At 35.3% G+C, this 26,233-nt stretch carries 21 protein-coding genes; 13 read left to right on the top strand and 8 right to left on the bottom strand.

Going from position 1 to position 26,233, the window contains the following annotated elements:
• Positions 1–23: 23 nt before the first annotated feature.
• From ygiD to RM51_RS11115, 4 genes are all read left to right on the top strand, one after another.
• Positions 24–857, top strand: coding sequence for a 4,5-DOPA-extradiol-dioxygenase (ygiD, locus tag RM51_RS11130; protein WP_039369442.1), 834 nt, complete (start codon positions 24–26; stop codon positions 855–857).
• A gap of 68 nt (positions 858–925) precedes the next feature.
• Positions 926–1,591 carry an alpha/beta hydrolase gene (locus RM51_RS11125; RefSeq protein WP_039369121.1) on the top strand — a complete coding sequence of 222 codons (666 nt, stop codon included), beginning with the start codon at positions 926–928 and terminating at the stop codon, positions 1,589–1,591.
• Positions 1,592–1,935: 344 nt separating this feature from the next.
• Positions 1,936–4,269, top strand: coding sequence for a TonB-dependent receptor (locus RM51_RS11120; protein ID WP_039369119.1), 2,334 nt, complete (start codon positions 1,936–1,938; stop codon positions 4,267–4,269).
• 3 nt (positions 4,270–4,272) lie between these two features.
• Entirely contained in the window at positions 4,273–5,079 is an 807-nt protein-coding gene (locus RM51_RS11115; RefSeq protein ID WP_039369116.1) for a DUF4249 domain-containing protein, read from the top strand.
• Positions 5,080–5,113: 34 nt separating this feature from the next.
• Here the strand turns inward: RM51_RS11115 and RM51_RS11110 are convergent, their stop codons facing one another.
• From RM51_RS11110 to RM51_RS11100, 3 genes are all read right to left on the bottom strand, one after another.
• Positions 5,114–6,394 carry a cryptochrome/photolyase family protein gene (locus RM51_RS11110; RefSeq protein WP_394330997.1) on the bottom strand — a complete coding sequence of 427 codons (1,281 nt, stop codon included), beginning with the start codon at positions 6,392–6,394 and terminating at the stop codon, positions 5,114–5,116.
• A gap of 61 nt (positions 6,395–6,455) precedes the next feature.
• Complete coding sequence (locus RM51_RS11105; RefSeq protein ID WP_039369111.1) at positions 6,456–6,926, bottom strand: SRPBCC family protein; 471 nt, start codon at positions 6,924–6,926, stop codon at positions 6,456–6,458.
• A gap of 114 nt (positions 6,927–7,040) precedes the next feature.
• Entirely contained in the window at positions 7,041–9,317 is a 2,277-nt protein-coding gene (locus RM51_RS11100; RefSeq protein ID WP_039369109.1) for a hypothetical protein, read from the bottom strand.
• A 229-nt stretch (positions 9,318–9,546) separates the two neighbouring features.
• Here RM51_RS11100 and RM51_RS11095 point away from each other — a divergent pair, with 229 nt between their 5' ends.
• Positions 9,547–10,173: a DUF2490 domain-containing protein gene (locus RM51_RS11095; RefSeq protein WP_039369108.1), complete on the top strand. Its 627-nt coding sequence runs from the start codon at positions 9,547–9,549 to the stop codon at positions 10,171–10,173.
• A gap of 31 nt (positions 10,174–10,204) precedes the next feature.
• Here RM51_RS11095 and RM51_RS11090 read toward each other — a convergent pair whose 3' ends face one another.
• Together RM51_RS11090 and RM51_RS11085 are read right to left on the bottom strand one after the other, a co-directional pair.
• A complete protein-coding gene (locus RM51_RS11090; protein ID WP_039369107.1) occupies positions 10,205–11,119 on the bottom strand; it encodes a helix-turn-helix domain-containing protein in 915 nt (304 codons plus the stop codon).
• 19 nt (positions 11,120–11,138) lie between these two features.
• Complete coding sequence (locus RM51_RS11085; RefSeq protein WP_039369106.1) at positions 11,139–12,071, bottom strand: helix-turn-helix domain-containing protein; 933 nt, start codon at positions 12,069–12,071, stop codon at positions 11,139–11,141.
• Between the two features lie 439 nt (positions 12,072–12,510).
• On the opposite strand from RM51_RS11085, the gene RM51_RS11080 reads away from it, so the two are divergent.
• The 6 genes from RM51_RS11080 (at position 12,511) to RM51_RS11055 (ending at position 16,827) form a co-directional block, all read left to right on the top strand.
• A complete protein-coding gene (locus tag RM51_RS11080; RefSeq protein ID WP_039369104.1) occupies positions 12,511–12,903 on the top strand; it encodes a GlcG/HbpS family heme-binding protein in 393 nt (130 codons plus the stop codon).
• Positions 12,904–12,963: 60 nt separating this feature from the next.
• Positions 12,964–13,773 (top strand): SDR family oxidoreductase, encoded by an 810-nt coding sequence (locus RM51_RS11075; RefSeq protein WP_039369102.1) that lies wholly within the window; start codon positions 12,964–12,966, stop codon positions 13,771–13,773.
• Between the two features lie 83 nt (positions 13,774–13,856).
• A complete protein-coding gene (locus RM51_RS11070) occupies positions 13,857–14,777 on the top strand; it encodes an AraC family transcriptional regulator (RefSeq protein WP_039369099.1) in 921 nt (306 codons plus the stop codon).
• 110 nt (positions 14,778–14,887) lie between these two features.
• The gene (locus RM51_RS11065; protein ID WP_039369096.1) at positions 14,888–15,769 is read left to right on the top strand and encodes an oxidoreductase; all 882 of its coding nucleotides are present in this window, start codon (positions 14,888–14,890) and stop codon (positions 15,767–15,769) included.
• 21 nt (positions 15,770–15,790) lie between these two features.
• Entirely contained in the window at positions 15,791–16,204 is a 414-nt protein-coding gene (locus RM51_RS11060) for a nuclear transport factor 2 family protein (protein ID WP_039369092.1), read from the top strand.
• A gap of 152 nt (positions 16,205–16,356) precedes the next feature.
• The gene (locus RM51_RS11055) at positions 16,357–16,827 is read left to right on the top strand and encodes a nuclear transport factor 2 family protein (protein WP_039369088.1); all 471 of its coding nucleotides are present in this window, start codon (positions 16,357–16,359) and stop codon (positions 16,825–16,827) included.
• Positions 16,828–17,010: 183 nt separating this feature from the next.
• On the opposite strand, the gene RM51_RS19135 is transcribed toward RM51_RS11055, so the two are convergent.
• Entirely contained in the window at positions 17,011–19,263 is a 2,253-nt protein-coding gene (locus tag RM51_RS19135; protein ID WP_052248478.1) for a T9SS type B sorting domain-containing protein, read from the bottom strand.
• A 72-nt stretch (positions 19,264–19,335) separates the two neighbouring features.
• Positions 19,336–21,411, bottom strand: coding sequence for a T9SS type A sorting domain-containing protein (locus RM51_RS11045; protein ID WP_039369085.1), 2,076 nt, complete (start codon positions 21,409–21,411; stop codon positions 19,336–19,338).
• A gap of 754 nt (positions 21,412–22,165) precedes the next feature.
• On the opposite strand from RM51_RS11045, the gene RM51_RS19130 reads away from it, so the two are divergent.
• Positions 22,166–23,311 carry a glycine-rich protein gene (locus RM51_RS19130; RefSeq protein WP_052248477.1) on the top strand — a complete coding sequence of 382 codons (1,146 nt, stop codon included), beginning with the start codon at positions 22,166–22,168 and terminating at the stop codon, positions 23,309–23,311.
• 477 nt (positions 23,312–23,788) lie between these two features.
• A complete protein-coding gene (locus tag RM51_RS11030) occupies positions 23,789–24,634 on the top strand; it encodes a class I SAM-dependent methyltransferase (protein WP_039369079.1) in 846 nt (281 codons plus the stop codon).
• Positions 24,635–24,958: 324 nt separating this feature from the next.
• Here RM51_RS11030 and RM51_RS11025 read toward each other — a convergent pair whose 3' ends face one another.
• Positions 24,959–26,233 (bottom strand): hypothetical protein, encoded by a 1,275-nt coding sequence (locus RM51_RS11025; protein WP_039369076.1) that lies wholly within the window; start codon positions 26,231–26,233, stop codon positions 24,959–24,961.

Below are 26,233 nucleotides of genomic sequence, written 5' to 3'. Positions count from 1 at the left end.
TTTTACCTATAGGAGCCGCAGCAATGAAACTTAGCAAATTGCGCTCTCTTACCGACAATATGGCTCCATCAGAACGAATGCCGGTACTTTTTTTAGGACACGGAAATCCTATGAATGCAATTGATGACAATATGTTTACTCAGGGATTTCAGTCAATAGCCAAAACATTACCAAAGCCAAGAGCTATTCTTTGTATTTCGGCACATTGGGAAACGAAGGGTACGTTTATCACTGCAATGGAACATCCGGAAACCATTCATGATTTCGGAGGTTTTCCTCAAGCTTTGTTTGATGTACAATATCCTGCTCCCGGAAGTCCAGAGCTTGCTTTGGAAACCAAAAAACTGATACGTTCGGTTGATATTAGCTTAACTGATGAATGGGGATTAGATCACGGCTGTTGGACTGTTGTTAAATTTTTATATCCCAATGCAGACATTCCTGTGATTGAAATGAGTATGGATTATACAAAAGGTCCGGAATATCATTATGCCTTAGGAAAAGAGCTTTCTGCCCTGCGAAGAAAAGGAGTTTTGATTATAGGAAGCGGCAATACGGTTCATAATCTAAGAATGGCAGCGTGGGATAAAATGATGACACCGGGATATGGTTTTGACTGGGCAATTACCGCCAATGAGAAAATCAAACAGCTTGTTACAGATGGAGATCATCAGTCTTTGATCCGCTATGATAAACTGGGGAAAGAGATTCAACTATCAATTCCTACTCCTGAACATTATAATCCTCTGCTTTATATTTTAGGTTTACAGGAAAAAGATGAAAAAGTTACCATTTTCAATGATGCTCTTGTTGCCGGATCGCTCAATATGATGTCCGTGAAAATCGATAAGGCATGATAGCATCAAAATATGTACGAATATCAACTTTACTGCTATTCGTTATTTTAATAAGTTTAAGTTTCAAAATGACAGATACAACTCAAAAACCATCATTGCATTATTTGGTAAGATCACCAAAAGTAAAAACTGAAAAACCACCATTAATCATTCTGATGCATGGTGTGGGAAGCAACGAACAAAATATGTTTTCTTTTGCCCATGCACTTCCAGACCAATTTCTGGTAGTATCTGCAAGAGGTCCATTGGTTTTGGGACAGAACAGTTTTGCATGGTTTCAGGTAAAATTTACTCCACAAGGTTCAGTAATCAATGAAGAACAGGCGGAAAGTTCTAGAAAAGAAATTTTAAAATTTATTGAAGACCTTAAAAATGTTGAGGATTTTGATGAGAATAAAGTTTTTCTAATGGGATTCAGTCAGGGTGGAATTATGAGCTACAGTGTAGCTTTGACGGAACCTGAAAAAATTAAAGGAATTGCAGTTATGAGCGGAAGGCTGCTTCCAGAAGTAAAACCTTTGTTTTCCACAGAAAACCGATTAAAAAATTTGAAAATATTTGTTTCTCATGGAACACAAGATTCAGTTTTAAAATTTCAATATGCTTTGGATGCCGTTGATTATTTACAATCAAAAGGATTAAAACCTGAATTTCATCAATATCAGGAAGATCACACTGTTAATCAGGACATGCTAAATGACGTTATAAAATGGCTCTCGGCGTCTGAAAAATAGTTTAGATGATAGGAAAAAGACATTAAAAGAAGACTTTTTAAGAATCGAAATAAAAAGCTAGGCAATACAGTTGTTTAGCTTTTTTGTATTTTGTTATCTATTTATTTCCTGTAGATTCAAATTTTATCCTTAAAAATCACAATAAACTTACAAAAAATACGATTTAATTATTTCCCGCAAAGATTTCTAGTTTTTATAAAAATTTATACTGCCTGAAACATTTACTGGATTCATATTACTAATTAGTAAACATATCACTCTCTTTTGATAAATACTTTAGAAATAGAGTATATTTGAGAGTCAAATACGTTTACTATACAACAATAAACTTATAAAATATTGAGATGCAGACATCTTCTATGAAAATTGCTACTACTATAGCTGCAGTTTGTTTCAGTACAGTCTTTTTTGCACAGCAAAACTATTCGGTAAGTGGCACGGTAAAAGACAAAAAAAATGGCGAATTGCTCTTAGGCGTTTCCATAAAAGTTGCCGAAGATCCTACCATCTCTGTTGTTGCCAATGAATACGGATTTTATTCTCTTTCATTGCCAAAAGGTTCTTATACCCTACTTTTTTCCAAATCAGGTTTTAAAGATCTGCAGCAAATTGTAAATGTAGAAGATAATGTGAAGATTAATATTGAGATCAGCTCAGAAGAACAGGATAAAGTCGCACAAATTGAGGAAGTGGTCGTTTCCGGCGTAAAGAAAGACAAAAATCTTTCTTCGGCTCAAATGGGAACTGAAACACTGAGCATGAAAAACATTGAAAAACTTCCGGTTTTATTCGGTGAAAAGGATGTCATGAAAACCATTCAGCTATTGCCCGGAATAAAAAGCACCGGTGAAGGAAACAGTGGATTTTCTGTACGAGGCGGTGCTACTGATCAGAACTTGATCTTACTGGATGAAGCTCCTGTTTATAATGCTTCCCATTTACTTGGGTTTTTCAGCACCTTTAACAGCGATGCATTGAAAGATGTGAGTATCATCAAAGGGAACAGTCCTGCTCAATACGGAGGTCGTCTTTCCTCCGTTCTGGATGTGAAAATGAAAGACGGGAACAATAAGGATTATAACTTAAATGGAGGAATTGGTTTGATCAGCAGCAGACTGAGCGTTGAAGGACCTATTCAAAAGGAAAAGTCATCATTTATCATTTCAGGAAGAAGAACGTATGCCGATTTATTTTTAAAGGCGACAGATGATTTTAAAGACAGTAAATTATATTTTTATGATTTAAATCTTAAGGCCAATTATCAGATTAATGAAAATAACCGACTTTATTTATCCGGATATTTTGGAAGAGATGTTTTAGGTCTTGGAGATACTTTTTCAACCGATTGGGGAAACACAACGGCTACGCTGCGCTGGAACAGTATTATAAGCAGCAAGTTATTTTCAAATACATCATTCATTTACAGCAATTACAATTATAATGTAAGTTTAAGCAGTAACAACAATACTTTCGGACTTGATTCTCAGATTGAAGACTGGAATATAAAACAGGATTTTTCGTGGTTTGCAGGAAATAAGCACAATGTAAAATTTGGGTTACAGTCAATTTATCATACCATTACTCCAAGCAGTGCTTCGGGAACCAGTGTAAGCAGTTTTCCGAGAAATGCGAGATATTCGTGGGAAAATGCAGCTTATATCAATGATGATTTTAAAGCGACAGAAAAGCTGACGATTAATTATGGGGTAAGACTTTCGGTATTCAGTGTATTGGGTGGTGATACCTTCAACACGTATGAAAATGGAATTCTTACCGATTCTGAATATCTAGAAAAAGGAAAATTTGGTAAAACATATGTGAACCTGGAGCCTAGAATTACAGCAAATTACAGAATTAATGAAGTGAGCAGTATTAAAGGAGGATATTCAAGAAATACACAGAATTTACATTTATTAAGCAACAGCGGAAGCGGAAATCCTACTGACCAATGGATTGGAAGCAGTTACACTGTAAAACCTGAAATTGCAGATCAGATCAGTGCAGGATACAGCCGAAATTTTAACAACAATAATTATGAACTGAATGCAGAGATCTACTACAAATCTATGCAGAATCAGATTGATTATAAAAATGGAGCACAAATTACGTTCGATACCGCTGCAGATGTAGAAAGTGAGCTGTTATTCGGAAAAGGAAGAGCTTATGGTCTGGAATTAATTGCTAAGAAGAAAAGCGGTAAATTAACGGGATGGATCTCTTATACTTTATCTAAAACCGAAAGAAAAATAAACGGAATTAATGATAATGAATGGTACAATGCAAGACAGGATAAAACCCACGATCTTTCTGTCGTAGCTACTTATCAGTTGAATCCGAAATGGTCTTTCTCCGGATTGTTTCTTTACAGCACAGGAAATGCAGTGACCTTCCCTACCGGAAAATATGAACTGAACGGACAAACTGTTTTCCAGTACAGCAACAGAAATGCAGACAGAATGCCTGCTTATCACAGAATGGATTTGAGTGCAACGTATGAACCGAGTTCTAATAAGCGTTTCAAAGGTTCGTGGTCATTCGGAGTTTACAATGTGTATGGAAGACAAAATGCCTATACGATTACTTTTGAAGACAATCCTGATAAACCGGGAACGACAAGAGCAATGCAGACCTCTCTTTTCCGTTGGGTACCCAATATCACTTATAACTTCAAATTTTAATTCATGAAAAATTTATTTTTAATCATATTATCTCTGTTTATCGTTACGTCTTGTGAAAAGGAAATTGATCTTGATTTGGCGGATGAAAGCGGGAAAATCGTTATCGAAGCAAATGTAACTGACCAAGCCGGACCTTATTATGTGAAGATCACGAAATCTGTTGCCTTTACAGAAAACAATCAATATCCAGCCATCGAAAATGCACAGGTTACTTTAAGTGATAATACTGGACAAACGGAAACCTTGCAATATGTTGGCAACGGAACGTATAAAACCTCAACTTTTGTAGGACAATCGGGAAGAACCTATACTTTAAAGATCAACGCAGAAGGACAGGAATATTCTGCACAAAGTACGATGCCTACAGCCGTTTCTTTTGACGGACTGGATCAGGACTCGTTTATGGTGGGAGGTGAAACAAGTTATACCCTTTTACCCGTTTTTACAGATCCATCACCTTTAGGAAATCGTTATCTTTTTGTGTATACAGTAAATAATAATTCTAAGAAGTTTTTCTCAGAGTTTTCCGATAATGTAAATAATGGAATGCCCAATCAGAGACCTTTAATCCTTCCTAATGATGAAGGTGATGCGGATGATATTAAAGTCGTTGTAGGTGACACCATTCATGTGGAAATGCAGTGTATTGATGACAAAGTGTACACTTTTTATTCAGCGCTTCTGCAACTTTCCGGAGGTGGTCCCGGAGGAGGAATTACTCCTACCAATCCTCCGAGTAACATCAGTAATGGAGCATTAGGTTATTTTTCTGCTCATACTGTAAGAACAAAAAGTACAGTCATTCAATAAGTGTTATTTTAGAAATAACACTTATTGAATAGAACTAATCCAATGCTTTTTTATAAGCTTCTAAAGCTCTTTCTCTTGCCAATCTGTGATCGACCAAAGGTTTGGGTTGATCATAGTTGGGAAGCCATTTTTTAATATACTTAAGCTCTTTGTCAAACTTTTTGGTTTGTTCCTCGGGATTGAAGATTCTAAAATAAGGCGTTGCATCACATCCCGTTCCTGCTACCCATTGCCAGTTTCCATTATTGGCAGAAAGATCATAATCCAACAGTTTTTGTGCAAAATAAGCTTCTCCCCATCTCCAGTCAATCAAGAGATGTTTGGTTAGGAAACTTGCCGTAATCATTCTTACCCTGTTGTGCATGAAGCCTGTTGTGTTAAGTTCACGCATTCCTGCATCTACAATAGGATAACCCGTTTTTCCTTCGCACCATGCTTTGAACTCTTCTTCATTATTTCTCCAGTGGATGTTTTCATATTTTTTCTTGAAACAATGGGTAACCACATAAGGAAAATGAAAAAGAATCTGCATAAAAAACTCTCTCCATATCAATTCATTAAGCCATGTTTCGTTATGTTTAAGAGCAAATTGTACACATTCTCGTACAGAAATAGTTCCGAAACGAAGAGCTACTCCCAAATGACTCGTATGATCTAAAGAAGGAAAATCTCTATATTGTCCATAGGTTTTAATAATTTTTAGATCAAGAGATGGTTTTGTAAACATAATTTCTGTCTTTTTAAATCCAATATCCTCAAGACTGGGAATATCTTTTGGATTACTTATATGAACTAAATTATTAAAGTCAGGAGCAAAAGTTTCTATAGATTGTAAAGCCTCTTTCCATATTTTTGAATAAGGAGTAAAAACAGTGTATGGAGACTTATCACTTTTCAGGATTTCGTTTTTTTCAAATATCACCTGATCTTTACAATCTGAAAAAGCAATATCTTTTTTATGAAGAAAATCCTTTACCTGCTGATCTCTCTTGATCGCTTGAGGTTCGTAATCCCGATTACAAAACACAGTATCAATCTCAAATTCTTCGGTGAGGCTTTTAAAAATATCCAGAGGCTTCCCGTGATATACGGTAAGTCCGCTTTTTAAATCAATTAAATCTCTTTGCAGATTAGCAAGAGCCTGCTGAATATAATCTACTCTTTTATCCGACTTATCCTGAAGCTGATCTAAAATTTCCGTATCAAATATAAAAACTGGCATTACTTTGAGCCCAGATTTCAAAGCATGATACAGTCCTGCATTATCTTCTAGTCTAAGATCTCTTCTGAACCAAAAAATATTTATTTTATCCATTTCCATTAGATTTTTGAACTAAAAATATATTCAACATCATTATCTCCTTTTGTCAAAATAATCATGAGATTTTATTATTATTGAAAAGATTTTCTAAGACTTTAAACCTGTAATTAAAAACGTGTTCAAGCTTTTTTCTTACAAATATTTTATGGGCAATTTCTCCCAAGAATCCAAAAGGAAGTTCGTATTTCACTGAATCTTTCATCAATATTCCTTTGTCATTGATTATAAATTCATGATGATGGTTCCAAAGTTTATAAGGTCCTTTTTTCTGAAAATCGGTAAAGCTTTTTTGAAAGTCAACCTGTGTGATTTCTGTTTTCCATTTCATTTTTATTCCCAGTATCGGCGAAATATAATAATCAATGATCATTCCTTCATAAATTTCATCATCTTCCATTTTAGTCAGCACCGTAAATTTCATATCCGGAGGTGTGATCGTTGAAAGATTATTTGCCGAGGAAAAAAACTTCCACGCTTTTTCTATATCACAATATAGTTGCTGCTCTCTATAGATTGTATGTATCATGTATTTTATGGTGCTATCCTGTAAAAGAAAGATTTTATGCTAATTTCCTTATTTTTTTTCAAATACATCTATTTCAAATCTTAAACTTCCTAGGAACAACAAAAAAAGAAAATACTAAAAAGAGATTTGAAGAACCTTTAATCCCACAACATTTTGAAGATCCTCTACAAGATAATTAGCTGTCTGAAAAGTTAATTTCCTTTCTTTACTCAGCTTATCCAAATAATTAAGATATTCATCCTTCTCATGATCAGAATAATATACCACAGAGATCTTACCTTCTTCAACAATTCGCCTGGCACTTCCTTTTATCCGGGCTTTATCTATCCTTTTTTTAATAACCTCATATCTTACATTATAAGACCCATCAACATCGAATCTCTTTTCATCCATTCTAAAACGTATAGATAACGGTGAGTGATATACAAGTATAAGCCCTGTTACCCCCAATGGATAAGGAAGATCATGCTTTTCATTTTGGAGTGCAGTGACCATATCGATGAGTGTAATAAGTTGCCAGTAACGTAATTCATATAGTTGTTCATCCGTAAAAGTATGACGAGGGGCTATTTCAGCACCCACATATAAATTAAAATCAACACCGTCAGTTTTATATCGTTCAAAATAATGGGGAATGATGTTCTGGGCTTCCTTCTGATGGTCATCCAAAATATTGCTCAGTTTACTATTAATTGTATCAACCGTATTTGAGTAAGCCTGTCTTTTCAGATGAAACTTTCCATTCAACTCGGTCCCTCTAAAATATTCCACTACATCCATATTCATTGATTCATCAACATGATTCTTCCGAAGCCACCCATGCGCTTCTTCGTCAAGAAATTTCACTACTCTTTGTTCGGTATTTACATCAAAAGAATTTGTGATCTCTGTTAAAAGATTAGTAATTGTTCTGAGAAGTAAATATAGTTCATGATGTTCTTTCAATTCCCCATTAAATGTTGATAATAATGCATGTAGTTCATGAAGTTGGAGCAGCAGATCCAGCTCTACGCTTTTATTTCTTGCTTCAGAAGACCCTTTGATATCTACTTGCCCGTAAAGGGCGTACACGTTATTAAAAACAATAGATTCTAACGAACCTGAACTGTCCAAATCATTCTTCTGAATATACTTCTCCACGACTTGATGAAACTTCCAGTAAACACTTTCATGAATAGAAGTATAATGATCCTGAATCATTGCCTGTATCTTATTTTGGTGCATGACAATAATACGATGCAATGTTTCAGATAAATATCCCATAAAGATATCTAACTTTTGTGCGCTAATACTGTTAAGCACAAGTTCTTGAGGACAATAGACTTCTAAAACAGCAATCGTTTCATTTTCGTAAACAACCGGAACAAGTAAAAAGCTGCCACTAAAACTCAGATTTTTAAAATTAATTAACTTTTGGGGAACTATTGTTTTCAAGGATGAGGTAGCAAAATAAGTTAGCTTTTCAAACAATAAATGACAGATTTCAGGGGCAAGTACCTCATTGGCTAGATTCCCTTGCATTGGATCTATAGAAATGAAAGTTGGGAAACTCTTCGTAAAATTTACTTCATAAAGTTTATTTTCTTCCTTTTTATACAATAATAAGCCACATCTAAGATTTGATACTTTAAAAATAGTATTGATTATAGTTTCCGTCTGTTCTATCAAATGTTCAGTCCTGTTGCCAATAAAACTTTCTTTAAAGGTCGACACTGCGCTTTCCACGGTAACATCAACTAAGTTAATAATCGCAAATCCCGATAAAACATAGCTTTTAGGGGGAAACATTTTTTTCCAAAGGTCAATATCATCATAATTATCAATTAAACGAGCTATATCGACATCTTGAAGATTATACGCTCTCGAGGTTGGAATGACATCTATAAAATCAGCATTATAAAGAATTCTATAGGTTTTATAATTACCATGCGAATCAGGTATTCGGTAAAATAGTGGTTTATAAAGGTCTAATTGAACTTTATAATGTTCATTTAATATAATACAGCAAAGCGGAATGTAAGAATTATAGACATCCAAATTTCTTATATCCAATTGAAATGTCTCTCCTGCCTGTTTCAATATCGACTTGAATCTTTCGGTATGGTAAAAGAAAAAATCTGTGTAAGGTATTGTGACCGCCTTTATTTCGTTATGGGTTAATAATTCAGGAAATAAAGGTCTTAATAAACGATCTATTATTGGGAAACATGTATCAAACTCTACACCATCCATAATACCATCTTTAATTGCAGGATAACCTTGTAGCTCTATGAACAGCAACCGCTCCTTTTCGTCCGCAGTATTCTGTTCTACTTTTAACTGTAAATCCTTTATGAGAGCTTCAAAGGAAATATTAACATCAAAAGGACTATCTTGGTAATCAATTTTCATCTTTGGATTATTTTATCGTTTTTCGAAAATAATATACAAAAATTTTAAAACAATTAGGGGTACCATCATTAAAATAGACCCTTAAATTACTGATAATAAATATTTTCCATTCTTCAAAAACATTATTATTCATCTACAATTCCAAATATTAGATTTTTATAACAAAAGGTAATCAATTCAAATCAGCAAATTGATCATATTTAACGAATTTTAGCTTAAATATTTCAGTATGAATTTGGTTAAAAAAATAGGCTATATCTTTTTATTCATTCAATCAGAAAGCTTCGCACAGCAAAATTCATCAACCTCTGTTTGGTACTTTTCGGGAGTCTCTTATAAGGTTTCATCAGCTTTTAGTATTTGGGGGCATTATGGGATTAATAATAATCAGGATATAGATGGGCTCTACATTCAATCCTTTATTAAAATCAACAAACATATCACTTTAAACCCTTCCTATCTCATGCTGGCTTTTGACAATGAAGGAATTAGCCGCAGCGAAAACACATTTATGCATTCTGTCAATTTTCAGTTATTTATAGGTAGATTCCTCCTTGAAAACCGGAACATGATTTGGAACTGGATCAGAAAAGATACCGAAGATCTTTATTTTTATAGGAATCGTAATCGTTTACATTCTCCGTTTCAAGCGGGATCAGGACATGGGAAGCTATACGCTTTCAATGAGATAAGCTATTCTTTTAATCAAAAAAAATTGAATCGAAACCGTTTAGGGATAGGATTTAATTATGATTTATTAAAAAATCTAAATATTGACGGATTTTACGCCTTACAAAGTGATTTATCCAGAAATAAAACTCACTATATCTTAATAATGTTAACAATTCAACTTTAATATTGATTTTACAGAGTTTAAGAATAACATCTTATCGGCTTTCCCTGTAAAAGGTAGGATTATTACCAGACATTTTCTTAATAAATGCTGTCAACTGAGAAGTATAAGAAAAGCCTAATAAATACGCAATTTCTTTAACAGATCTTGTCGAACTTTGAATCATATGGATTGCTACCACGCAAGCCTTTTCATCGATCCACTGTTTGGCAGTTTTACCAGATTTCAGTTTGATATGCTGTGAAAAATAATTTTCGTGAAGGGATTGCTTACCAGCATAATCTTTTACACGCAACTGTTTACATTGCTTTCCTTTTTCGATCTGCTCATACTGCTCTTCCAAATGTTTGGTGAAATTCTTTAATATATCTCGGCCCCTATTTTCTATATTTGTATACTGATAAAAAGGCCAAAAGGTCTGCTTCATATTCAGCAGTAGTCGAACTAACAAATTGGCAAGCATATATTTCCTGTACATCGATTTCAATCTGAATTCATCATCAATTTTTACACAGATATTCACTAGTTTATTATAGATTTCTCTATTTAATATAGACGGAGCCGTACATTCAAATAAAAGAAAGGGAAACATTTTGTACAGACTGACGCCAGCATATCGAAGTAAGAATTGTTCACTAAATTTATAACAATAAGCTTGGCCAATCCGATACCACGTAATTTGACACTGGCTATTTGGCTTATTCAATAATATAGAGAAAGGCTCGATTTCTACAGCGGTATTGTCTCTCTTATAAAGACCTTGCCCATCTATTACTAAAATTATAGTATAGGTATTTGAACAATATGATAGTGTTTTATACGGTAAATGACCACGCAATTGATAGAGATCCTGCTTAGTAACATCTTCTTTTATAATTTCGGCCGATAACACAGACTCCAAAAAACTTTTGCCTTCCTCATCAAAAATATGATCAATCCTGTCGTCCATAATACTTCATTTAAAAAAATTAGGTGTTCAAATGATAAATCCTACAGAGCTGACGAAATCGGTTAGGAGATATTCCGGCGTGCTTTCTGAAATATGAACTAAAGTTTGCAACTTCATAAAATCCATACATAAAGGAGATTTCTTTTATGGATTTATTGGAGTATTTTAGTAAATACATAATATCATCTATTATTTTCTGATGTATCCAAAAACTGGCAGTTTTCCCTGTATTACGATAAACCATACTAGACAAATAATTACATTGAACATGTTGTAACATGGCATAATCACTGATCCTATTTACCCGGTCTGTTTTTCCCAAAAACAATTCGGATATGTTCTTTTCCAGATTCAGAAAAAATCCATTCACCATTTCCGTTTCCCTATTGGTTATTAAGGCAGTCAATCCACCGATTTTGTTCTCCTCCATTTTCTGAAGTTCCAATAACAATCCCGACAGTAAATTTCCAATGATATCATACTTAAATAATGAATTAGAGGTTGCTTCTGCATATAAATTTGAGCAGGTCTCTTTTATTTTACCCATCATCTGAGAGTTTAAATCAAAAGCTACCGCATTGGAGCATATCGCAAATTTATTGATACTCATATAACCATATTCTCGTAAAAAATCCGCACTGAAGGTTATGTAATAGGCTCTTTCAAAAGATAAAAAACGACAGGACACAAAAACATCCGGCTGGGTAAACAGTACCCAATTTGAAGTGAGATAATAGGATTCGTTTCCAACTTCAAAATAACATTCAGCCGAGTCTATAATGGCAATGGAAAAGAAATCCGGTCTGAAGGTGTGTGAGTGAAATGGCAATTGAAAACCAAGGTCTTCTATCTTGACAATTGAAAAATCTTCATGGTCAAGATAATCAGAAACTGTTAATTCCAAAGATCTAATACAGTCTCTTATCTTCGTCATGCCCGTTACTAAAGGCATTAATGGCTTATTTGAAATTCTCATGGCGATACAATAGGTTAGAAGTTCAAGGCTTAAGCACCTAAAAATAGCATTTTTTTTTAACAATTCAAATAGAAAATAAATTCAATCATTTAAATAGCAACACTTTACAAAAAAAATCAAGTATTAGATCTAGCTCATTCCAATACAATTCTGTTAATCTAGCACATCAAAAAATATGGTAATAAATCCCCGCCGAGATGCAGGATTACCCCTTAACGTACTATAATAACTGTTAAAAAATATTCAGATAGTACAAATTTGACAAAATCTTTGAAATTCATAACAAAAGCATTAATCTTCATATTAAACCATCTGCCTGTATATCTGAACTTTGTCAATAGAATTAAGAGCAAGATTTTAAACATGATTAAATCTTCATTAGAAAACAAAGTTTAACATTTAAATAAACCTAACAATGGAAATCAAATTACTCTCAGCGCAAAAAGCAATGACATTGGCAAAGGAAAAGGCAAACTCAATTGGTGTTGCTGCTGATGTTGCAATCGTTGATAACTATGGTTATCTAAAACTATTCGAACGTATGGACAACGCATTTCTAGGCTCTATAGATGTTGCCCTGCAAAAAGCTAAAACCGCAATGCTCTTCAGAATGAGCTCAGAACAAGTCGGCTCATTTTTAGAACCCGCTGCTGCCGCTCACGGACTCATCAATACAAGCGGAGGGCTCGTAGGCTTTAAAGGAGGTCTTCCTGTCAAAGAAAATGATGAAATCATCGGATATATAGGAGTTTCAGGTGGAAGTCCTGATCAGGATCTGGAGATAGCAACGGCCGGAAGCATTTTATAAAAACAAAAATTACATAGTATAATTCAACAAATCAATTATCAATTTTTTAAACCAACTATCATGTCAACAAAAACAATTTTAATTACAGGAGCAGGATCAGGATTCGGAAAAGGAGCAGCAATCGGAATGGCTAAAAATGGTCACAATATTATTGCAACAGTACATGTTTCATCACAGGTAACACCACTTAGAGAAGAGGTTGCTGCCTTAGGATTATCTGATAAAATCAGAGTAGAACGTTTGGATCTTACAGACCATTATGACATTAAACAAGCGATAAAATGGGATTTTGATATACTTTGGAATAATGCCGGAATGGGAGAAGCAGGACCTGTTTGGGAAATTCCAGTCGATATTGTGAGAAAAAACTTTGAAGTAAATGTATTTCTGCCATTGGTACTAACACAAGGCGTAGTTCAAAAATGGGTAAGAGAAGGTAAAAAAGGAAAAGTAGTATTCACTTCTTCAATGGGAGGATTATTTACACCTGCCAACTGGGGAACTTATGTATCTACAAAACATGCACTTGAATCTTTAGCTGAGGCAATGCAACAAGAGCTAGCTGCCTATGGCATCAAGATACAGACTATAAATCCGGGAGCATACTATACGGGTTACAACGAAACAATGGCAGATAATCCGTTCCGTTGGTTAGATGATGAAGTAAACTTCACAAAAAGAGCTGACCTGCGTAAAGGCTTTGATGATTTCTTTGCTACCCCAGAAGGAAAAATGGATGCAACAGAAATGATCGACCGTATGATCGATATCGTTCCTGCTGACGAAGGAAAATTCAGAAATGTCGTTCCTAAAGTGATTGAAGATATGCTTAAAGACCATCAACTTCAAGCTTGGGAAAACAAAATTTAATAAAACGAGATTTTAAATTATTAAAACTGCCGGTTTCTTGCCGGCGTTTTTTTTATATTTGATAATATCTTAAAATTTAGGCTATGAATACCAACCCAGATATTCAACGATTAAATGATATCCCTACACAGCTCCCTATTTCATTAGATTATTATGAAACATGGAATATCCGTGTCGTGAACCGCAACCAGATCCCCTGTAACAATTACCTTTCTCCGAATCGAAGAGATTTTTACAAAATCCTTTTTATCAGCTCCGGAAGTGGGATATTCACACATGGTATGAACAGTTACGAAATTAATGAGCCTACTATCCTGTTCCTTCATCCAAATGAAATTATCTCTTGGCAAAACTTTACTCCCAACAATGATGGAGCTGGACATTACTGCTTATTTAAAAAAAGGTATATTGAACAGCACCCAGCCTTAAAGGCAGCCGTTGATAAATACGAAATTTTCAATAACCCCAATAAAAGTATCATTAAATTGGATCAGTCGAGTACAAAGACAGTCAACAATCTATTTGACCAGATGCATACTCAAATAAAGGAAAAAGAAGCATACGCTGAAGATACTTTACAGGTATTTTTACAGTTTATCATTATTGAGAGCATTAAAAATGCTACGTTTCCAGAGGCTAATACTGTAACAGACGACTTTGGCCACATCCATCATTTCTTTGGACTTTTGGAAGAAGAGTTGTCGGATGTAAATTTTTCCAATCCTTTACGTATGAGAACAGCTAAGGAATTTGCTGACAGTTTGCATCTACACCCTAATTACCTGAACAGTCTTTTAAAAAAACATACTGGGGTAAATATCAGTACCCATATAAAGAATCGATTATTGGAGGAATGTAAAGCGCTGTTATTACAGACCCATTGGTCATTGCAACAGGTCGCTTATGCTGTAGGATATGCAGAACAACCTAATTTTAGTGCTTTTTTTAAAAAGAACGTAGGAATCACCCCGGGAGAATTCAGAAAAAGCTACATGACCGCTTAATTTTTTGCCATTTCTTTGAAATTCATAACATCTCATTTACTATTGATATAAATTAGCCTTTGAGTTTACCTGAAATTTGTGTTATCAAATTAATATAAAATCTTATCAAAATGAGTAACACAAAAAACAGTAAAGTCTGGTTGATTACAGGAGCATCAAGAGGCTTCGGTCTAGAAATTACCAAAGCAGCGCTTGCCGCTGGAGACAAAGTAGTAGGAACGGTTCGTAAACAACCGGAAAACCTTTCACAGGAAATTAATAATGAGAACTTTTTTGCAGTAACCATGGACGTTACTAACGAAGAGCAAATACAGAAAGCTGTCGATGCTGCCCTTACCCATTTCGGAAGAATAGACGTTTTGGTCAATAACGCAGGATTTGGTCTTCTGAGTGCCATTGAAGAAGGAAGTGATGCTGAAAACCGCAAAATGTATGATACCAATGTATTTGGGCTCTTGAATGTAACACGTTCTGTTCTTCCCTATCTGAGAGCTCAGCGCTCAGGTCATATCATAAATATATCGTCCGTTGGTGGACTGAGAGCATCTGCAGGATGGGGTTTATATTGTGCCACAAAATTTGCAGTAGAAGGAATAACCGAAGCATTGGCTATTGAAACTGCCCCCCTTGGTATTCACGCAACAGTTGTGGCTCCGGGATATTTCCGCACCAATTTCTTGGATGGATCTTCTTTAAACACTGCAAAAAATCTGATTGAAGATTATGCAGAAACTTCCGGAAAAATGCGCGAGGCAGCTTCTCAGATAAGCTACAATCAACCTGGTGACCCGAAAAAATTCGCGCAAGTAATCGTAAAACTTGCAGCGTCAGAGCATCCTCCCGTACATCTTCCTGTAGGAAAAGACACCTTACATTATTTTCAGCAAAAAATGGAAAAATTCAATACTGAAATTGGACAATGGTATGACACCATTACTTCAACAGATCATGATGACGTTGCAGAACAAGTTAGTCTAGAAACAAAAAATTAGTAAACATTAATCCGTAAAAAAATGGAAAAGAGATATCCAGTGCCTCCTTTTACCTTGGAGACCGCATTAGAAAAAATACAATTGGCAGAAGACGGTTGGAATAGCCAAGATCCGGAAAGAGTAGCTTTAGCATATACTCTTGACAGCGAATGGCGTAACCGTGATCAGTTTATCAATGGACGCGAGGAAATTATAAAATTTCTCAGCGGTAAATGGAAAAGGGAACTGAATTATAAACTCAAAAAAGAGTATTGGGCACATACGGATAACCGTATCGCCGTACGCTTTGAATATGAGTACCAAACAGTTGATGGAAAATGGTATCGGGCTTATGGAAATGAAAACTGGGAATATGATGAAAATGGTTTAATGCAGAGAAGATTTGCCAGCATTAATGATGCAGAGATAAAAGAGGAAGAGCGTAAGTTCAAATAATTCTTTTTATCAATAAGAAGAAAATGGATTGATCTAAGATGTACAATACTAAGTATGATAAGATTCTTCTGATTTTAGCATTTTAATTTCATTTGAAAATTCAATTCTATAAATAGGATATTCCATCTCCATCATAAATAATTATTAAAGTAATGAAAACAACAATTTTAATACTCGTAATTAGCATGTTAACAGGATTAAGTAACCAAAACGTAAATGCCCAGACGAAAAAAGAAATCGTTAGTAGCGCATTTGATGCATGGGCACAAAAAGGAACGAGTGATGTTTTTGACCTGCTTGCAGATAACCTTGAGTGGCGAATCAATGGTAGTACCCAATGGTCAAAAACCTACCATAGCAAACAGCAATTTTTGGACGAAGTAATCATTCCACTGAATAAAAAACTGTCCGTAAAGATCAAACCGACCGTGAGAAACGTCTATCAAGATGGAAATACAGTCATTGTCATTTGGGATGGAAAGGCTACGGCTCTTGACGGTAAGCCCTACCGGTCAACCTACTCCTGGAACATGACCTTTACGGACAATAAAATAACTCACGTGGAAGCTTTCCTCGATGGTCAGGAATTTGGTGATATAATGGCGCGAATAAAGATAGATTAACAATCATTTCTCAAAAGTTGATATCATATTAAATAAACAGCATTTTTTAAGATATAAAAAGAAAAAACAGCCTCACTTACAGATAAGTGAGGCTGTTTTTATAAAGAAATTTTATCGTTACTGACCTGAAGAACTTCCTTAAAAGAACGATTCCCGTCAATCCTTCGATTTACAATATTTGAATTAATCTCTATTCTTTAATAATACCCAACCTGTAAAAACAATTTTAGGTCTTTCTTTCGATAGTTCATCCCAGGAAATATGATACCAATACGTTTGCGTAGGTACTTTTCTGCCCTGAATTGTTCCGTTCCAGGTATAATTATTAAAAGAGTTTCCTTCAAAAACTTTATTTCCATATCTGTCGTAGATAACGAAAGTTAAATTTTTCTTGTAGCCCAATTCAGAATAATTAATTACATCGTTGTATCCATCACCGTTTGGTGTAATTACATTGACAAGATTCGGAACGGTAACGGTTACCACTACAGGATCACAATTGTAAAAGTCTTTCACATAAAACGTATTTTCTCCTCTTGTTAAATTGGAAAATACATTAGATTCCTGCCATTGAATACCGTCCAAAGAATACTGGTACGGAGCTTTTCCTCCTTTCACCTCAACAATTGCTGTATTACCTTCCAAATTGATTCCTTTAATGACGGGAGATTCTGATGGAATTACTTTTACTTCCTGTCTCAACACACATTCTCCGCTTTTAAGATCCACCCAATACGTTCCTACTCCAACATGGGTAATACTTTGAGTCGTTGCTCCCGTACTCCATAAATAAGATGAAAAATTCGCGCCTGCATCAAGAGTTGTTGTGTCTTCCATACAAATAATCTGATCTTTCAGTGTTTCAGAATAGACAGGAGGGATTACATTTAACGTTACTTTAGCGATACTTCCGCATCCATTACTGTTGATTACTTTGATGTAAACCGATCCGTTCGCAGAAATATAAGCTTGAGGATTAGAAATTTCATTAATTCCTGCAAGAGCATCATTGTAATTGATGAAATACTTTTTGGTAATTCCTGTTTCCGTAGTTACGGGTGCCTGAGTAAGGTTAAAAGTTCCTGTTGAAACATTATTTGTATTGAAACAGCTTCTTAGGGTAGTTTCATTCACCGTCGGAACAGGATATAACTTTAAAGAAATTTTAGCAATTGCAGTACATCCTGTTGCTGTATTAATTTTAACATAAACCTCACCTTCTGCTGATGAAAAAGTTGCAGGATTCGTAATTTCATTTGTTCCGGAGTTTAAGTCCGCAAGTGTCCTATAAAATTGTTTCGTTATATTGGTAAGCGGAGTTACATTAGCCTGTGTAAGATCAAAAACAGCAAAACCATTCATCGGGCAACCGAATAGGGTCGCATCCATCTTTTCAACGTCTTTAGGGGTTAAAATAATCTTCGCATCGGGATTGTCACAAAAAGTTCCGCTGTTATCTTTTACAATTACATTCACCGTTGTGTTTACTGAAAACTGATAGCTGGAAGGATTGGTAACCTGAGTTCCGTTCACTATATAGGTAAAAGTATAGTTGGCAGGATTATTGACAAATTGAGCATTAAACGATGTTAAATCTGTTGTCACAACTCCCGTAAGAGCATTCGGACACGTTTCTGAAGGCGTTACCGTATTCTGAAGCAAAGGAACTTTATCTACATATACTTTTACGTTTTTGATGGAATGTCTTGCACTTGCCGCTCCTGTAGAAGCTGAAAATCCGAAATATCCCTGTGTCATGGTTGCCGCGCCGCCGGAAGGTACAAAAGACTGATTAACCACTGTATTATTATCAATCTTAATGATAATGATCCAATTGGCAGTATTGTTCGGATCAATTTCTCCGTTTACCTCAACGTGTCTGTAAGTACTTCCAACAAAAGGAATAGTCGAAATCAGATCGGGGGTATGATAAGTACTGTTTGCGGTATTATTATACTCAATATTATTATTTCCGGCCGGAAGATTGTTGGTTCCATACAATACATGCACTTTGCTCATCTGTCCTTCAGAACTGTTGTTGAAAATATCAAATGCTACCATCAACCCACTTGCATTGCTCGGAATTCCCAGACCTGCTCCCTGAACATAAGATGCCGGTGGATTGGCTAAATACCAAAAAGCAAAACCATCACCCCGTCCATAGCTGGTGGTACCGTTTCCGTCTATTCTAAAATCAAATTCCACTTTCCATTTGTCACAATACTTAAGATTGATAGGATCATCCAGTTTTATGCCTCCCACCTGACTGATTTGATCTGCTGTAAGCTGAATAAAATCTGTATTTACGGTAGCAGAAGGAACTAAGCTCCACCCAGTGGTATTCACCGGATTTCCTGATAGCTGATAAGATTGGGCATTTATTTGATGACACAAAGCCAAAAGCGCAACAAAACCTGTAACTAAAAACTTCTTCATGATATAAATTATTTTAACGCAAAACAAAAGGACTTTAAAAAGCCCTTTGTTATTACTCAAGCGTAGAGTATTTTAATTTTTGATAATTTTTTTAGTTAAAGTATTTCCGCCTTTTAATTTTATTTCCACAATGTAAACTCCTTTAGGCACAGATTCAAGATCAATCTGATTACTGTTGAATTTCACATTTAATTTCTGACCTGCCACATTGTAAACATTTACATTATCAATTAAGGTATCAGCTTTAATATAAAGAATTCCTTTGGTCGGATTCGGATAAATTCCTACGTTTATTTTCGGAGTATTCTCAGTGGTTCCCAATGCTGTAAAATCTTTAACACATCGTACTGACTGCCCTCCGTCTCTTCCCATACTGTTAGTAATGGCAACATTTGGGCTTATATATAAATGCTGTCCGGATCCTGTATAAGGTGATGAAGTAGATGACCAAAGGTATAGACGTGTACCTGGTGAAAAAATTCCGCTATAATCTCTCATTCCGGCAGGAACCAGTTTTAAATTACTTGACAAAGCTGAATTAATATCTGAAATATTTTCTGCACTTACAACATTTTCCACTTCGCCAATGGAAGGAAGTCTCCAGTTGGTTCCGATTTCTTTACAAGGATCAACGCCTGTTGTACCGTTTGCGGAAGATGTAGTTTCTCCGTCCCAAGTATCGCTTGTCTGACCGTTTGACCACCAGTTTGAACCTGAATTATAACCTGCAGAATAAAAAGAAGCACTTCCAGCAGTAATTCCTTGAGGATTGTTAGGTGAAGGCGCCGTTCCGTTCAGAACCGAATTTCTTTTTTGATGCCCGTCTGCCCATCTTCCCCATTGGAAAAGGTCACCATAAGCCTCTTCATCGGTAAGTGAAGAAGCCACTTTTGTACTTCCTAAGTTTTGCTGTAACCAGATTTTTCCGTCAGCTCCTCTTACCGTAGCATATGTAATCGATTGCGCGTTATAATTAAAAGTTACGCAACCAATATCCCCCGGAGTATTCCCCGGATCTGTATTGTTACAAACCGGACTAGTATTAGTAGATAATGCTATTCTCTTCACAATCGTGTTATTCTCAGAATAGGCTAAAACCAAATAATTATTAATATTATCGACTGTAAGATCATTGTATGTAGCCTGTCCCGCAGAAATGAAATCTCCACCAAATGTTACCCAGTTTTGAGTCGCAGTATCTAACTTATACACCGTATTTCTTAAGAAATTGTCATTTTCCCATCTGCTAGCAACCACATAAGGGGTTCCGGAAGCAGTTACAGCCAATGCAACATGTTGCGTTATGCCATTTGAAAAATTGGCATTTCCAACCTGTGTCCATGAAGTTCCGTCAAATTTTTTAACGTTTACTTTTTTACCTGCCGAAGTCGTTGAAACGTAGGCTACATAAAGATTATTATTCCCATCAATCGCAAGATCTGACGTATATTGCTCTCCTGAAGAAGCGTTATCCACAATACTTCCGCCTACAAGAGACCATGCATCAGATGCTGAAGCATTCACAGAGTTTTGATACACTTTTAAACCACTGGAAACATTAGCGGTGTAAATGATATTATTGGTTCCAATCACCATTTCTGCAAATTCGGCTCCACTGGAAAATCCTGCATTTCCTACCTGTTCCCAAGCTCCGTTTACATAACGTTTTACCGTCCCGCTTCCATAACTTCCGTAAGTAACTAATACATTGGAAGCAGAAACTGCAGAAGCCTGATAGTTTGTTGTACTCGTTGAAACTTTTGGTAAAACAACCCATGAACTCCCATTGAATTGTCTTGCCTCAAAACCTGTTCCCTGATTGGTATAATATATATTTGTTCCTGAAGGATCAATTGACAATGAGTTGTAGGTAGCATAACTTGTCGTAATTCCGGCACTTCCTCCTACATATGCCCATGAAGTTCCATTAAACTTCTGAACTGAACCTTTTGAAACCGACAGATCATAATAAGACAGATAATAGTTTCCTACATTATCAATCACAAGATTATTAAAACTGCTCCCACCCGCTGAAACAGCTGCAGTTCCTCCGACATTTTCCCATTGTTGAGCATGCAAATTCCCCAAAACAAGTAATCCGAATCCTATTCCCCATTTTTTAATTAATTGATGTGCAATCGTATACATAATTTATTTTTAATTATTCTAATTAATAACAAAGGTATACTAAGATGATGAGCGTTTATTATCATTCTCAAACATATTATTATCATATCAAAAGATAATTAGCCGTTTTTTAGAAAATAGTAAACTGAATTCGGATTTGCTAAGATTTATATTAACTTATGAAATTTTACAAAAACGGAAAACACATATGAATCACTATTTTAATTGAATATTTAATACTATTTTTTTTATATATTTAATTTTTAATTACATATTTTAAATAAATTTATTAATTCCATATTCTAACATTTAAATAATATAGCCTATGAAACAACATCTTTACAACATTACAAATTCTTTTTTCTTTAATTCAACCTAAATATCAATCACAGGAAATAAATTATAATCTAGTAAAAAACACATTCATTTAAATAAACAAATAATGAAGTTAATGTTTAATCAATAAGAATTGTATACATCTAAAAAATCTACTTTTTTTTCTAGCCATTTTACTATCAATGCAAAGTTTTGGGTTGCAGTATGAGTATGATGGTAGTGCTCATTGTGTAAGTAATACGATGTTATTTACAAGTGAGCCAACATCCAATTTCAGACAATTAATATATTCTCCGTCTGATTTTGCTGCTATATCTCCGTCAGGAAATATAGTGGCTGTTTATATGAAAACCTCTAGCGGTAACCCAATCGCCAATTTAACGGCGAAAATGGAAGCAACGGGGTTAAATCATATGTTTAATACGTTAAATTTAAAATCATGAAAAAAATTACACAACAATCAAAACTTAAGATATGGGGACTGAAAACTAAAGCCTCGTTTTTTATGTTATTTGGTACTATTTTATCTGTTAATCAGGCACAAGCACAGACTTTCTCTTATACAGGAACTGTACAATCAGTAACCCTTGCCGCAGGTTCATATGAGATAGAAATGTGGGGTGCAAATGGCGGTGGTGGCTATCAGAGTGCTTTAATAGCCAATGGAGGTAAAGGAGGTTATTCTAAAGGTACCCTAAACGTTTCTACTTCTACAACTTATTATATTTATGTTGGTGGTAAAGGAACTGATGCTACGGGTACCGGTGCTGGTACTGTTTATTCAGGCGGTTGGAATGGCGGAGGAGATTCTGGTCAAAATAATTATACAACAGCTACTTCGTATCGCGCAGGTGGTGGTGGTGGCGGAACTGATATCAGAACAACACAAAATACTACCTATGCGGACAGAATTATTGTTGCTGCCGGCGGCGGCGGCGGTGTATATAGTACTACTTATCCAGGTGGAAATGGAGGTGGAACTTCAGGTGGAAACGGAGGAAACACCTACTTTGGAGCCGGAGGTACACAAACTGCCGGAGGAGCTGCTAATGGAGCTACCAATAATATAGCCGGAACGGCTGGAGTATTGGGAATTGGTGGAAATGGAGGTACAGCAGCTAGTAAATCTGGCGGCGGCGGTGGCGGCGGCGGCTATTATGGCGGCGGCGGCGGTGCTACTGGTAATACTTCATCATCGCAAGGTGCTGGTGGTGGAGGTTCTTCTTATATCGGAGGGGTGACAGCGGGTACTACCATTGCATTTGGTGGTTCTGGTTTTGTTACTAATCCTGATACTACGGGTAACGGTAGAGTCACTATCACTAGTTCTTCATTGTCAACATCTGAAGTAAGAACAAAAAATGATATAAATATTTATCCCAACCCAACGACAGATTTCTTAAACGTAACAAAAGTTTCAGATAAAGCAACATATAAAATTTATAACGTTGCAGGGCAATTAGTAAGTAAGGGAGATATGAATGGTGGAATAATTAATGTTTCAGCATTAACAAAAGGGACTTATATGATTACTATTGAAGATAAAGGAAACGATTTCTTTAAATCCAAGTTTATTAAGAAGTAACAAACTATTTAAATCTTGATGAATCTGCTTTCCTACATTTTGTTAATGGAATGTATATAATCGATATTCAAGATGATTCAACTTCGGTTTAGAAGAAATTCATCAAAGAATAATAATTTTTTAAATGAATAAGCTCTCATTTCTGAGAGCTTATTTTTTATAAACAGCTTAAAAATTTTTAAGTCTCAACCCTGTAGAAACATTATTTCCCTAAAAAAACACAATATTTTTGTTGCTGTTTTATTTATTTAGTTTTCAATACTTTACAATTTCTTTTTTTGTAACTTAGTGTTGTCAAAAAATATTGGCTTCATCCAGTCCGAATGAACGTTCAATTACCTCTCATCCCCACTCCGCCAATACTTTTTCAGAATGCATTATGCTCTTGGCAGCATAAAAACTTAGACCTAATCGCAAGATATTAAAGGGAGAAGCTGAAAACCCGAAAGAGTAAGCAACAATTAAAAACAATGACAAATGGAAACCCAACTAGAACAAATCCGCAATTTGCAGAAAAAAACTTGGAATCAGTCTTCTCCCGGCTGGAAAAAATGGGATAAGCTTACAATGGATTTTCTTAAGCCTGTTGGCGAGGAGATTATTCGAAAACTTGCGCCACACGGGGATGACTATGTTCTTGATATTGCAACCGGAACAGGTGAGCCGGGTTTAACAATTGCAGCCATGCTCAACAATGGAAAAGTTATCATGACTGACCTTGCTGAAGGTATGCTTGAAGTAGCCCGAGAAAATGCAGCTCAAAGAGGAATAAAGAATATTGAAACCGTAGTTTGTGATGTGAGTGAACTTCCTTTTCAGGACAACACCTTCGATGTCATCAGTTGTCGAATGGGCTTTATGTTTTTTCCGGATATGCTAATGGCAGCCACCGAAATGATTCGTGTACTGAAACCCGGAGGACGTATAGCAGCATCGGTATGGAATGGCCCCGATAAAAATCTCTGGTTCACCACAGCGATGTCCAGTGTGAACAGAAATATGACATTGCCACCCCCATTACCCGGTGCTCCGGGAATGTTCCGCTGTGCTGAAGAAAATTTAATGGTTGATTTATTTTCCAAAGTAGGGTTCAAAAACATTTCTCAAAAAAACATTGAAGATAAACTGAACTGTGGTACCGCAGATGTTTACTGGAGTTTCGTATCAGAAGTCGTTGGCCCTGTTGTCAATTCATTAAGTATGGCAGACGATACATTGAAGCAAAAAATAAAAGATGAAATTTATACAACAATAAATGATACCTACCCTAACGGTAAAGTAGCGATTGATTTTAGTGCGAATGTGATTTATGGTGAAAAATAATTTACCTAATAAAGGAAATACATGGAATTATAAACTTATTCCATAAACCTTCAGAAGCTATTAAATCTTCAAAAAACAACCTACTGTAAAACAGCAGGTTGTTTTTTTTTGCATTGTGACCGCAGAAGTAAAGTTTTCAAACGCTTTTATTTAAGATTTAAATAAAATGCAAGACTTTCAAAATCATTTAAGATGTGAAATATTTGAGTATATTAAATTTAAAAAAATTTTAAGTTTATAATCTCCTTTCTTGGTCGATAGATTGTTAATTTATTTTTAGAAATAATAAAATTTGATAAAACCCACTAGATAATTACCTAAATTTTATATTATCGAAGCATTAACTCTATCATAATCCTTCTTATGTACAGTCAATGCATCAAGAATTAGATTTCCAAAGTCCATTGTAGATTTTGTTTTGTATGCAAAAGCTTTTAATTCTGCAAAGCTTCTTTCATGTGTAACATTAATTAACTGTACATCTTTACTAACCAAACATTTCATACCACTTTCTAGAATAGTTTTACAGTAAGCTGCCCATTTCTCATTACATTTCTTTTTAGATTTGGACTGTGAGGTATCACTATGATCTAAGACATGATGCGCTATGCTCCATGAATCTCCTCTTCCAAGGTGAGTCGATGATGCCGGATAACCGTTAGCTTCCATAAACACTGAACAGGCAAAACAAGATCCGAGTTTTGTGGTCTCATATACCTCTTCTTTACCTTTGATGTTTAATGTTACTTTTCCTATAGCAATCTCATAAGGTACTCCTGAAGCTTTACCTGGATGTATATATTTATGCATTTCAACATCATAAACTGCCTGAATCATTCCATGTACATAGCCGACAATAGAATCAGAGTCTAATTTCCCTTGGTATTTCTTCGATTTATCTTCGTCCATAAAATACATTCCTTGTTCTTTTTGAACCTTTAATTGTTTTTGATTATTCTCTATCACTCCCCAAGCCAACCTTTGCTCATCCAATTTCCCCAGTTCTGCTCCGAGTTTCATATTTTTAATCTCTGTTGGAATCCATCTTCTTCCTTCATCCGGGATTTTAAACCTGTAAGTACAGAACAAATTACTCTGACCATCAGATCGTCCTGAAACAAAACCTGTATATGCACCAAACCCCTGATAACCAATCCGGATAACATTCCCCTGCTCATCTTTTTTGTTACCTAAAGTTAGATCATAAAGTTCTTTTGCAGCATATTCATTCCAAACACCTGGATCATATCTTTCCTCATCGGTAAAAGGCATATCACCGGTTCCTCCTATAATAACCTTTGCACTTTTATCATAAATGGGAGTAATTCCGAGCTGCATCACAGAACTTTTTGGAAGATCACTGTTTTGAAGAGCTTTATTGATTTTTGAAACACATAAATGATGATCGTTGATTGTTTTCAAATCTTCTTTCTCCGATATGTTTGTGGGATTGGTAATTTCAAAGTCAATTCTAAAGTTTTTTCCACTTTTTAATCTTTCGTAAGCATGCCCTACTATTGCGCATGTCATTATAATATCAGCATCCAATTTTGGATCGCTTTCACAGGAAAATATTCCTTTTTGTTTAATTATACTCAT

It is taken from the genome of Chryseobacterium taiwanense (genome assembly GCF_000813825.1).
GTDB classification, from domain to species: domain Bacteria; phylum Bacteroidota; class Bacteroidia; order Flavobacteriales; family Weeksellaceae; genus Chryseobacterium; species Chryseobacterium taiwanense.
This window is presented reverse-complemented; position numbering and strand designations above follow the sequence as displayed.

Coding starts and splice junctions, on each gene's coding strand:
- RM51_RS11085 (WP_039369106.1), bottom strand. CDS start 12,071: ATGCCTTTAGTAACGGGCATGACGAAGATAAGAGACTGTATTAGATCT.
- RM51_RS11125 (WP_039369121.1), top strand. CDS start 926: ATGACAGATACAACTCAAAAACCATCATTGCATTATTTGGTAAGATCA.
- RM51_RS11080 (WP_039369104.1), top strand. CDS start 12,511: ATGGAAATCAAATTACTCTCAGCGCAAAAAGCAATGACATTGGCAAAG.
- RM51_RS11105 (WP_039369111.1), bottom strand. CDS start 6,926: ATGATACATACAATCTATAGAGAGCAGCAACTATATTGTGATATAGAA.
- RM51_RS11100 (WP_039369109.1), bottom strand. CDS start 9,317: ATGAAAATTGATTACCAAGATAGTCCTTTTGATGTTAATATTTCCTTT.
- RM51_RS11075 (WP_039369102.1), top strand. CDS start 12,964: ATGTCAACAAAAACAATTTTAATTACAGGAGCAGGATCAGGATTCGGA.
- RM51_RS11060 (WP_039369092.1), top strand. CDS start 15,791: ATGGAAAAGAGATATCCAGTGCCTCCTTTTACCTTGGAGACCGCATTA.
- RM51_RS11120 (WP_039369119.1), top strand. CDS start 1,936: ATGCAGACATCTTCTATGAAAATTGCTACTACTATAGCTGCAGTTTGT.
- RM51_RS11070 (WP_039369099.1), top strand. CDS start 13,857: ATGAATACCAACCCAGATATTCAACGATTAAATGATATCCCTACACAG.
- RM51_RS19135 (WP_052248478.1), bottom strand. CDS start 19,263: ATGAAGAAGTTTTTAGTTACAGGTTTTGTTGCGCTTTTGGCTTTGTGT.
- ygiD (WP_039369442.1), top strand. CDS start 24: ATGAAACTTAGCAAATTGCGCTCTCTTACCGACAATATGGCTCCATCA.
- RM51_RS11055 (WP_039369088.1), top strand. CDS start 16,357: ATGAAAACAACAATTTTAATACTCGTAATTAGCATGTTAACAGGATTA.
- RM51_RS11115 (WP_039369116.1), top strand. CDS start 4,273: ATGAAAAATTTATTTTTAATCATATTATCTCTGTTTATCGTTACGTCT.
- RM51_RS19130 (WP_052248477.1), top strand. CDS start 22,166: ATGAAAAAAATTACACAACAATCAAAACTTAAGATATGGGGACTGAAA.
- RM51_RS11025 (WP_039369076.1), bottom strand. CDS start 26,233: ATGAGTATAATTAAACAAAAAGGAATATTTTCCTGTGAAAGCGATCCA.
- RM51_RS11090 (WP_039369107.1), bottom strand. CDS start 11,119: ATGGACGACAGGATTGATCATATTTTTGATGAGGAAGGCAAAAGTTTT.
- RM51_RS11030 (WP_039369079.1), top strand. CDS start 23,789: ATGGAAACCCAACTAGAACAAATCCGCAATTTGCAGAAAAAAACTTGG.
- RM51_RS11065 (WP_039369096.1), top strand. CDS start 14,888: ATGAGTAACACAAAAAACAGTAAAGTCTGGTTGATTACAGGAGCATCA.
- RM51_RS11045 (WP_039369085.1), bottom strand. CDS start 21,411: ATGTATACGATTGCACATCAATTAATTAAAAAATGGGGAATAGGATTC.
- RM51_RS11095 (WP_039369108.1), top strand. CDS start 9,547: ATGAATTTGGTTAAAAAAATAGGCTATATCTTTTTATTCATTCAATCA.
- RM51_RS11110 (WP_394330997.1), bottom strand. CDS start 6,394: ATGGATAAAATAAATATTTTTTGGTTCAGAAGAGATCTTAGACTAGAA.